The following is a 9,800-nucleotide window of genomic DNA, read 5'->3' on the forward strand; positions in this document are numbered from 1 at the left end:
TTACGTTGGCTTCATTTCATAAAAAATGAATAGTATTGTTTGTTGACGTTTTTGTTTGTTTAGTTTTCAAAGAACAATGTCATCAGAAGCGACAAGATATATAGTAACATATCCTTCAAAAGTATGTCAACAAAATTTCTTAATTCTTTTTGACAATTACCTTTTCTCGAAGGAGCTTTATTAATATATCATTTCTATTCGTAAACATCCACATGTAAAATTATCCAATCACGCTTTTTCATTTGTTTAATTTTCCGTAGAGGATTCTTCATAATCCGGATAATCCTCACATAAAATGGACAGGTAAGGATTGTCCTAGGGGGTTATGAGCTTGACAAAGACTGATAAACAATTGGCGCTAGTATTTATAAAAGTATGAGAAAGACATTGTTAACGTATTGCTGCTTAATAATCGGGGCCAGTATGCAAGGAATGTCAATGTCCTTGTTTTTATTTCCTCACTCTATTCCATCTGGCGGGGCAGCTGGAATTGCGATTTTAATGAATCACTGGTTTCACCTCTCATTAGGCTTTTCCTTATGGATTGCTAATATCGTCTTTTTATTTTTTGCGATTCGTTATTTTGGTTTTACTTGGACATTTAAAACCATCATTTCAGTTGCCACTACCTCTTCAACTGTAAATTATTTAACACTGTATGTCCCGCATATCCATGTCCATCTATTATTGGACATGCTAGCCGGAAGTGTTTTTTTTGGAATTGGCGTAGGAATCCTCATTCGAGCGGGCGGATCCAGCGGTGGTATGGTCATTCCTGCTTTAATGATTGCTACTTACAAGAATTGGAGCCCTGGGAAAGTAATGATGGGCATCAACCTTTTAATTTTCTTATTAACTGCCTTGGTTATCGATTATAAAATTGTGATTTTCGCGATTATCTGCCAATTTTTTTCAACCAATATCATTGATTATATATATGAACTAAAAATTCATAAGATTAGCTTCCTAACGGCTAATTGGCGTAAAAGATAAGAAGACCCTCTATAGGATCTTCTTATCTTTTAAATACCCCATGACTTTATCTACAGATTGTTCAATCGACATTTTAGCAGAATCGATGATAATTTCTGGCTTAATCGGTGCTTCATAAGGAGAGGAGATTCCTGTGAATTCTGCGATTTCACCTTTTCGTGCCTTTTTATATAGTCCCTTTGGGTCGCGGTCTTCACAAACAACGATCGGACAACTTAAATAGATTTCAATAAACTCACCTGGCTCAAACAGATTGCGGACAAGTTCTCTGTCTTCTAGGAAGGGGGAAATAAAAGCAGTACATACTATTTGCCCACTGTCGACAAACAGTTTTGCTACTTCCCCAATTCTGCGGATATTCTCTTTTCTGTCCTCTGGAAGAAAGCTTAAATCACGATTTAAGCCATGACGGATATTGTCCCCATCCAATACAAAGCTTCGATAGCTTTCTTGAAACAACATCTGATCCACTGCATTTGCCAGTGTAGATTTTCCTGATCCGGACAAACCGGTAAACCAAAGAACGCAGCTTTTATGTCCATTTAAAAGATGACGATCTTTTTTTGAAATGGTTGTGTGATGCCAGGTGATATTACCTCTCTTATTCATTCTCCTACACCCTTTAGTTGTTTTGGCAGCTAGCCTATTCTTGAGTTTTCATTTATATTTGTCTCTTTCATGCCTTGAATAAGCGTCTCCACTACCTCTGGCCGGCTGAATTCCTTTGGAGGATGAACGCCATTACTCAGCATCCCTCGAACCGCTGTCCCCGATAAAATCACATGGTAACCCCGGTCATGAGGACATGTTTTTGCAGACGCCATGTTTTCACATTTTTTGCAGTAGAAACTATGTTCGAAAAATAGCGGCTTTATCCCTAATTCTTCTTCTGTAAAGTGACTGAAGATTTTTTGAGCATCATAGGTCCCATAATAATTTCCTACTCCTGCATGATCTCTTCCCACAATAAAATGTGTACATCCATAATTTTTCCGGACAATGGCATGAAAAATCGCTTCCCTGGGTCCAGCATAACGCATGGCAGCTGGAAAAACAGACAAGAAGACCCGGTCTTGCGGATAATAATTTTCGAGTAATACTTGATAGCTTTTCATTCTAATCTCACTTGGAATATCGTCAGCTTTTGTCTCACCAACCAACGGATTCAAGAATAACCCATCAACAATTTCTAAAGCTGATTTTTGAATATATTCATGCGCTCGATGAACAGGATTTCTCGTTTGAAAACCAACAACTGTTTCCCACCCTAGCTCCTTAAATTTCTCTCTCGTCTGTATAGGATCTAAATGAAAGCTTTCAAATTTAGCTTTCTCCAGCCTTTTGATAAGAGTTATCGGGCCTGCAAGATAAATATCCGGACGTTCAAAAAGCTTTTTAACACCAGGATGGTGAGGATCAATGGTTCTATATACTCTGTCAGCTTCTACCTTTTTATCCGGCTTAAACATTTCCTTTATGGTCATTACTCCATAAATGGTATTATCGTGTATTAAGTTGATGGTTTCTCCAATTTTAAGTAGTTTTGCTTTCTGAGGCTCCACAGCTAACGTAATCGGGATGGACCATGGAAGTCCGTTAGATAGTCTCATTTTCTCAACCACAGAATCATAATCCTTCTTTTCCATAAAACCTTCTAGCGGGCTATACGCCCCGTTTGCTATTAATTCAAGATCGCTTACTTCCAATTTACTTAGTTCGACAGAGTGACGAATATTTTCTTTTGAAAAATATTCGTCGATTCGATTAATTAATTTGCCGCCATGCGGCATACTCTCACCCATACCCTTTTCCTCCCTAGACCTCCCAAAACTCGGTCACCATGTTATTGATTTATCTTTATCCCTCGTGAAGGCCGCATTCTGTTTTTGTATTTCCGGCCCAGCGCCCTGCACGAAGATCTGCCGTATCGGTAACAGGCTGGGTACACGGGGCACAGCCGATACTCGGATACCCTTGGTCATGCAAAGGGTTATACGGAAGATTATTTAATGTAATATAGGTCATGATATCTTCCCATGACCAATGAATAAGAGGGCAAATTTTTACTTTATGAAATTTGTCATCCTTATTGATATATTGGGTATTTTGCCTTGTAAGGGATTGGTCTCTTCTTAAACCCGATATCCAGGCCGAAACATTGGCTAAGGCTTCTTTTAGGGGAACTACTTTTCTCATATGGCAGCATAAATTGGGATTATGTTTCCACAGTTCGTCCCCATACCATTTGGCTTGGTCCTCTAGGCTGGCCTTTGGCTTTAGCATCGTGATCTCGAGTGTTGGGTAACGTTCTTTAACCTTATCGATTAATTCATAGGTTTCGGGGAAATGCAGCCCTGTATCAAGAAAAATAATCTTTGCTTGTTTGTTAACTTTATAAATTAAATCAATTAGTACAATCCCTTCGGCGCCGAAACTGCAGGAATAAACAATATCATCTTTATATTCCTGATAGGCCCATTTTAAAGCATCTAAGAAATCTGGTTTTTTGTTCATAAAGGAGGCTATTTTCTCTTCATCCCAATTTTCATACGTTAACAGTTCTGACACTCCTTAGCCCTCCATTCATTCACTCATTTACACTTCTAAAGTCAAACATTGATTGTTTTCAACAATGATTTTATTCATGTTATTAATGTCGCCATCATTCACATAAGAGACTAGCCCCCGTATCCATGATCCGTGTCCGAAAACTAATACATGGTGGTAGTCCTTGTATTTTTTTAAAAATAGAGCAATTCGAGCTTCAAGGTTCTTTAAACTCTCACCTAGTACCAGTTCCTTAGGGTTTTCAATCCATTTATCACCATACTCATTGATGAGCTTACTTTTTGGGCCCCCCTCAAATGGACCAAAATCCAACTCATCTAATAATCCCTCAGTTTCAGGGTAATACCCATAAAGATGAGCGGTTTGGTGGGTTCGTTTCAGCGTACTGGCCAATACCAAGTCAAACGCCTCGTCTTTAAGAAGTTCCTTATTCTGTTTTATCTTTTTCGCAAACTCCACTGTAACAGGTGCGAGGTCTATGTCTCGCCTTCCTTGAAGCCATGTTTTTTTATTCCATTCTGTTGGAAGGTGCCGTATTAGGGTAAGGTACATCTTATGCCTCCAAAAAAAAGGTTTCACTTCTAAGTCCGCGGCGCTGTGATTCCAATACCAGTACATCGTGTAGTTTGACATTACCTAAATTGACATTAGGGCCAATTTCTTTTATAAAATACATTTGGTGCTTTGCGGATGGAGCTTCAAAAATAATTTTACGCGCATCTAAATCCTTCAATAATTCCTGGACTAAGTTAGATTTAACAGTGCCGCATTTATCATAAATTCCAGATGTACCGGAATCCCGGCCTTCCGTTATAACATAATCACATCCAGCGTCGAGCAGCACTTCTATTTCCTTTTTCCATTCCGTGATCGGCATTTCATTATTAGAATCCTTTGAACCGACTTCGGCAATGACATGAAAATCATTTTTTATTTGTGAAATAAGCTGAAGTCTCGCCTGTAGTGGAATATCCAAAGTTCCATTGGAAATTTCAAGCCATTCGATTCCTACACTGTTCAAGTAAGCTAAATATTCGGGAATCCTATTTTGGTAATAGCATTTCTCAAATAAGGTTCCACCACAATACGGTTTAATTTGGTGTTCCTTATAAAGATTCACTTTTTCCTTTAAATTGGGCGTAACATAGGCAGATCCAATACCAATTTTGGCAATATCAACCATGTCGCCATAATCAGCTAAAATATTTTTTAACTCCCCAAGCGGGGTCCCGAAATCAATAACAGAAGTCAAACCATACGTTCGATTTCCAGAAGTTCTTTCCGGCAATGTTAAAAAATTCATAGGCAATGCGCCTCCTCTATTTTTCTAGGATAGATTATTCAAAAACTGGGTTATTGTGTAAACAATGGGCTATTACACCTTGTAATTAGGCATTTGTCATGTATAAACATTCATCTAGAACAAACAATATAAAGGCTTAATTTTATAGTTAGGGGTGTACGTCCTTGCCAAAGCAAAAACATAAAGGCTTAACGATAGCAGCAATCGGTTCGATCCCGCTCATTTTGGTTCTGGGAAACTCGATGCTGATCCCTATCCTCCCAAGCATGAAAACAGAACTGAATGTAACCCAATTTCAAACTAGTTTGATTATCACCGTGTTTTCAATTGCGGCTGCAATCTCTATACCAGTCTTAGGTTATTTATCCGACCGATTTTCTCGAAAGGCCGTCATCATTCCTGCCCTTATACTGTACGGCTTGGGCGGGCTTTTAGCTGGAGCGGCGGCGGCTTGGTTTTCTAGTTCCTATACATGGATATTAGCCGGACGGATTATGCAGGGAATTGGTGCAGCAGGAACGGCCCCAATTGCAATGGCCTTAGCAGGCGATTTATTCAAGGGCGCCGAGCAAAGTAAGGTATTAGGTTTAGTAGAAGCATCCAATGGGTTTGGTAAAGTAATCAGCCCCATTATTGGGTCGTTATTAGCCTTACTCTTTTGGTATGCAGCCTTTTTTGCCTTTCCGATCTTTTGTTTCATATCCGTTTTATTCACCATCTTTTTCATTAAAGAAAAAAAGGCCGAAAAAGAGCCTCCTCCTGTTAAAAAATATGTTAGAGGCCTTGTATCTGTGTTTAAAACAGAGGGACGCTGGTTGTTTGCCGCCTATTTAACCGGGGCTTCCTGTTTATTTACCCTGTTTGGGATTTTGTTTTATATCTCTGACATCCTTGAGAAGGACCATCATATTGATGGTTTATTGAAAGGGGCTATTTTAGCCATACCGCTTTTATTTATGACGACTACTTCCTATATCACCGGAAGTAATATCGGCAAAAAAATGAGCCTTATGAAAAAATTAATTATCATTGGTTGTCTATTAATGACGGCTTCCTTTGCATCTCTAATGTTCTTTACCAAATTATTACCTTTTTTTGCAGTGCTGGTGGTCAGCAGTGTCGGCACGGGCCTTGTACTGCCTTGTATTAATAGCTTTATTACTGGCTCTGTCCCATCCGACAGAAGAGGATTTGTTACCTCATTATACGGTTCCGTTCGTTTTTTAGGAGTAGCAATAGGCCCGCCAATCTTTAGTACCTTAATGGAATGGTCCAGATCTGGAATGTTTCTTTCTACCGCAGGATTAACCTTATTATGTGGAATTCTTTGCATGATGCTGATCCATGTCGCTAAAAAGAAGCCAACGGAAGAAAACGATTCACTGTTTGAAAAGCTGCAATTTACGTAAAATGCCCATCCTAACCATTGATTGAAAAGGAGAAGATTTCATTGCAAATATATTTTTCACCCGAGGTCATTACCCCGGAATATCAAGTTTTAAATGTGGTTGATGGAAAAAACAAGGGAGTCGGGAATGTGGCCTTCTTATTTGCTGACAAAAAACTTTATGTATATGGCATATTGGAAGAGGATGAAGTGGGAGCTGATTTTAAAGATTTACTTACCCCCTACATTAAAGGACTTGCAAAAGCAAAGCCTGGACTCGATATCTTTTCTTGTGTGTATGTTGGATGCAAAAAGATTAAATTAAATGAAGAAGAAAAAGAATAAGGATTCCATTATTCCATAAACGGTTGGCTCAGAAATTTTGAACTGGGTCAACCGTTTTTTTGGAATACAAGAAGTGATGTCACAAGGCGGATAACTACTTCATAATGTAGTTTTATAAGTATTTTTTCTATGGAGTGCTGCCTAATGAGCTTTGGAATTATTTTCATGGGATTAGTGATTGGTTTTATGGTCGGGTTGACAGGCGTTGGTGGTGCAGCCTTGTTAACTCCGATTCTGATATTATTGGGTATAAATCCATCTATTGCTGTGGGGACGGATCTTTTCTACAACTCCATTACAAAACTCTTTGGATCAATTCAGCATTGGAGACAAAAGACCATCAACCTTAAACTCGTCAAATATTTAGCGATCGGAAGTATTCCCAGTGCGGTTATGGCTGTTGGTGTCCTACACTTTTTTGATTCTTATTTTCACAATCAAGAATTGGTGATTAAACATGCACTTGGCTATGTTTTAATACTGGTGGCATTGTCTACCCTGTTTAAAACGTTTATGAAAAATAAAAATAAGTGGAATCACCTGCAAATAAGGCCTCTTGAGGAGAAACGGGCATTAACGATTGGGTTAGGAGCGTTATTAGGCTTTATTGTTGGATTAACTTCGATTGGCTCTGGCTCATTATTTGCTTTAGCAATGATCTTTCTATATCGGTTAAGTCCATCAGAACTCGTTGGAACAGATATAGCCCATGCCTTCTTCCTCGTTACTGCAGCTGGAATTATGCATGCCGGTTTTGGTAATGTTGATTACCTCTTAATGCTTAATCTTCTAACTGGATCTATTCCAGGAGTCATGATAGGTAGCACCTTATCTTCAAAATTCCCCGAAAAACCATTAAGAACGATTATGGCCATCATGATTTTAATTAGCGGGTTTAAACTAATTTAATTTTCTCTCTTAAAATGAATTCATTTTAGAAAAAAACATGTCCTTCTCTAGAAAATATCAACATATAATATGTTGAAACGGATTTTCGGGAGGTAGCTATGTTTATTATCTTAGAAAAAGCAGTGTTGGGGATGGCCTTTTTACGATTATTATCAGGCAGTATCGAGATATTTGCCGCCATTTTAATGCTAAGGTTTAATTCAGTTGAAAAAGCATTAATGATTAATTCCTCACTCGCCCTTGTCGGTCCTATTATCTTAATTTTAACAACTACAATAGGCTTAGTAGGGATTGTTGGTGATATATCAGTCATGAAAATCGTCTGGATTTTACTCGGGGTTGCCTTTATTTTAATTGGCGTAAAATCTTAATTAGGGACCCTTTTTTGCCTATTAAAGGAAAAAAGCCTATCAGATTCGATAGGTCTGATAGGCTTAGTCATTGTCTTGTCGAGATCGGTCTTGTGGGTTTAGCATGTTTCCTCGCATATTGCTATACGGCACAGGAGAACGGAGAAGAACTAATTTAAAATCTAGAGGGTTAAATGGGATAAATGGATATAGATAAGGAATATTCATTGTTTTTGTTACGACTAAAAGTAGAATCCATAAAGTTATTCCTATTATTAAACCAGGGACTTGTAGGATTGCTACCATAATTAAAAAGAAAACACGGAATATGCGATTCGCTAAGCTTAATTCATAACTAGGTGTTGCAAACGTCCCTATAGCCGCAACCGCAACGTACAATACTACCTCATGGGTGAATATCCCGACTTGAACCGCTACATCCCCGATAATGATGGCAGAGACGATACCAAGAGCGGTAGCAAGAGCATTCGGGGTATGGATGGCCGCCATTCGCAAAATCTCAATCCCTATTTCAGCTATAAGAAACTGCCAAATGAGGGCGATTTCTCCATGATCTTTAACGCCAATAAATTTCCATCGTTCTGACAGGAGCTGCTCATTTGTTGCGTAGGTATACCATATTGGTAAGAGAAATAAAGAGGCAGCAACGGCAATGAACCTTGCGAATCGTAAAAATGCTCCTACTAAGGGCTTTTGACGATATTCCTCCGCATGCTGCAAATGATGCCAATAGGTTGCTGGACAAATCATGACGCTAGGTGAACCATCTACAACAATAAGGACATGCCCCTCCATTAAATGAACAGCACTGGTATCCGCTCTTTCCGTATATCTAACTAATGGATACGGATTATAGTTCCTGCCAAATACAAATTCTTCTACTGTCTTCTCACCCATGGATACCCCATCTATTGAAATATCCTCAAGTTTTTCTCTTAGCATTTTTACGTTTTCCATATCAACGATACTATCTATGTATACTAATGCTACATCTGTCTTGGAACGATTTCCAACTTGTACATATTCCATGACCAACGAGCGATCTCGGACACGCCGGCGAATTAAGGCAAGGTTAAATACAATTGTTTCCACAAATCCATCACGGGGCCCTCGAACCACTCGTTCGATATCAGGTTCTTGAGGCGAACGAATTGGATATTCCCGTGAATCAATTAGGACTACTTTACTGCCTTGTTCAACAACTATAGCCGTCTGTCCCGCAAGAACTTGGGCAATTACTTCCTCTAAGTCGGGTGTAGCAACCACTTCTACATGTGGTATAAATGTTTTAACTAATACGTTTATTGGATCGTCTTTAAATTCTTCAGGTTTCCGTTTCTCAATCTCCTTCATGATTAAAAGCAAGATATTTGCCTGGGCAAATCCATCCACTAAAAACATGCTCATCTTATGTCCAGCATAATCGATCTTACGGTGGATAATATCAAAGCTTTTCCCTACACGAAGCTCTTGTTTCAAGTATTCAATATTTTCTTCATAAGATTCCTTAACCGGAATTTGAATCCCCTTTTTTCCCAACCATGCCAACTCCTATAACAATCATTAATGGTATTTTGCGGCAAGTTGAAGGGTTATATACCCATTTTCTTTGTTTATTACTTAGAAAACAAAAAAAGACAATCATTATGATTGTCTTTTTTCGTGCCTGGCAACGTCCTACTCTCACAGGGACAAAGTCCCAACTACCATCGGCGCTGAGAAGCTTAACTTCCGTGTTCGGTATGGGAACGGGTGTGACCTTCTCGCCTTAATTACCAGACTATTTAATTGAAAGAAGTTCGTTCTCTCAAAACTAGATAATGTAGAAGAAACTTTGTAAAAACGAGTTACTTCGCTTTAAAACGTGGTTAAGTCCTCGATCGATTAGTATCAGTCAGCTCCACATGTCGCCACGCTTCCACCT

At 38.8% G+C, this 9,800-nt stretch carries 11 protein-coding genes and 1 rRNA gene; 5 read left to right on the plus strand and 7 right to left on the minus strand.

Going from position 1 to position 9,800, the window contains the following annotated elements; translation table 11 throughout:
* The first annotated feature begins 375 nt into the window (after nt 1-375).
* Nucleotides 376-993, plus strand: coding sequence for a YitT family protein (locus J7E81_RS29810; protein WP_215047756.1), 618 nt, complete (start codon nt 376-378; stop codon nt 991-993).
* A gap of 9 nt (nt 994-1,002) precedes the next feature.
* On the opposite strand, the gene cysC is transcribed toward J7E81_RS29810, so the two are convergent.
* From cysC to J7E81_RS29835, 5 genes are read right to left on the minus strand one after another with little or no spacing between them, the layout of a single operon-like run.
* A complete protein-coding gene (gene cysC, locus J7E81_RS29815) occupies nt 1,003-1,602 on the minus strand; it encodes an adenylyl-sulfate kinase (protein WP_215047757.1) in 600 nt (199 codons plus the stop codon).
* Between the two features lie 29 nt (nt 1,603-1,631).
* Nucleotides 1,632-2,795 carry a sulfate adenylyltransferase gene (gene sat, locus J7E81_RS29820; protein WP_215047758.1) on the minus strand — a complete coding sequence of 388 codons (1,164 nt, stop codon included), beginning with the start codon at nt 2,793-2,795 and terminating at the stop codon, nt 1,632-1,634.
* A 55-nt stretch (nt 2,796-2,850) separates the two neighbouring features.
* Nucleotides 2,851-3,561 carry a phosphoadenylyl-sulfate reductase gene (locus J7E81_RS29825; protein WP_275677351.1) on the minus strand — a complete coding sequence of 237 codons (711 nt, stop codon included), beginning with the start codon at nt 3,559-3,561 and terminating at the stop codon, nt 2,851-2,853.
* A gap of 27 nt (nt 3,562-3,588) precedes the next feature.
* Nucleotides 3,589-4,113, minus strand: a complete 525-nt coding sequence (locus J7E81_RS29830) for a histidine phosphatase family protein (protein WP_215047759.1) — start codon at nt 4,111-4,113, stop codon at nt 3,589-3,591.
* Between the two features lies 1 nt (nt 4,114).
* Nucleotides 4,115-4,864, minus strand: coding sequence for a phosphosulfolactate synthase (locus tag J7E81_RS29835; protein WP_215047760.1), 750 nt, complete (start codon nt 4,862-4,864; stop codon nt 4,115-4,117).
* 164 nt (nt 4,865-5,028) lie between these two features.
* On the opposite strand from J7E81_RS29835, the gene J7E81_RS29840 reads away from it, so the two are divergent.
* The 4 genes from J7E81_RS29840 to J7E81_RS29855 all read left to right on the plus strand — a co-directional run bounded on the left by J7E81_RS29840 (nt 5,029) and on the right by J7E81_RS29855 (nt 7,876).
* Entirely contained in the window at nt 5,029-6,273 is a 1,245-nt protein-coding gene (locus J7E81_RS29840) for an MFS transporter (protein WP_215047761.1), read from the plus strand.
* Between the two features lie 41 nt (nt 6,274-6,314).
* Nucleotides 6,315-6,596: a hypothetical protein gene (locus J7E81_RS29845; RefSeq protein ID WP_215047762.1), complete on the plus strand. Its 282-nt coding sequence runs from the start codon at nt 6,315-6,317 to the stop codon at nt 6,594-6,596.
* Nucleotides 6,597-6,740: 144 nt separating this feature from the next.
* A complete protein-coding gene (locus J7E81_RS29850; protein WP_215047763.1) occupies nt 6,741-7,505 on the plus strand; it encodes a sulfite exporter TauE/SafE family protein in 765 nt (254 codons plus the stop codon).
* A gap of 98 nt (nt 7,506-7,603) precedes the next feature.
* On the plus strand, nt 7,604-7,876 hold the full coding sequence (locus J7E81_RS29855) for a YqhV family protein (RefSeq protein ID WP_176541400.1): 273 nt from the start codon (nt 7,604-7,606) through the stop codon (nt 7,874-7,876).
* Nucleotides 7,877-7,939: 63 nt separating this feature from the next.
* On the opposite strand, the gene J7E81_RS29860 is transcribed toward J7E81_RS29855, so the two are convergent.
* The gene (locus tag J7E81_RS29860) at nt 7,940-9,415 is read right to left on the minus strand and encodes a spore germination protein (protein ID WP_215047764.1); all 1,476 of its coding nucleotides are present in this window, start codon (nt 9,413-9,415) and stop codon (nt 7,940-7,942) included.
* A 125-nt stretch (nt 9,416-9,540) separates the two neighbouring features.
* Nucleotides 9,541-9,656 (minus strand): 5S ribosomal RNA (rrf, locus tag J7E81_RS29865).
* Nucleotides 9,657-9,800 lie beyond the last annotated feature (144 nt).

Origin of the sequence: Bacillus sp. ISL-18, from assembly GCF_018613415.1 — a bacterium.
Lineage (GTDB): Bacteria > Bacillota > Bacilli > Bacillales > Cytobacillaceae > Neobacillus.

What these genes read in the sequence shown, in the direction of transcription:
- sat (WP_215047758.1), bottom strand. Translation starts at nt 2,795, where the DNA reads ATGGGTGAGAGTATGCCGCATGGCGGCAAATTAATTAATCGAATCGAC.
- J7E81_RS29830 (WP_215047759.1), bottom strand. Translation starts at nt 4,113, where the DNA reads ATGTACCTTACCCTAATACGGCACCTTCCAACAGAATGGAATAAAAAA.
- J7E81_RS29835 (WP_215047760.1), bottom strand. Translation starts at nt 4,864, where the DNA reads ATGAATTTTTTAACATTGCCGGAAAGAACTTCTGGAAATCGAACGTAT.
- J7E81_RS29810 (WP_215047756.1), top strand. Translation starts at nt 376, where the DNA reads ATGAGAAAGACATTGTTAACGTATTGCTGCTTAATAATCGGGGCCAGT.
- J7E81_RS29855 (WP_176541400.1), top strand. Translation starts at nt 7,604, where the DNA reads ATGTTTATTATCTTAGAAAAAGCAGTGTTGGGGATGGCCTTTTTACGA.
- cysC (WP_215047757.1), bottom strand. Translation starts at nt 1,602, where the DNA reads ATGAATAAGAGAGGTAATATCACCTGGCATCACACAACCATTTCAAAA.
- J7E81_RS29850 (WP_215047763.1), top strand. Translation starts at nt 6,741, where the DNA reads ATGAGCTTTGGAATTATTTTCATGGGATTAGTGATTGGTTTTATGGTC.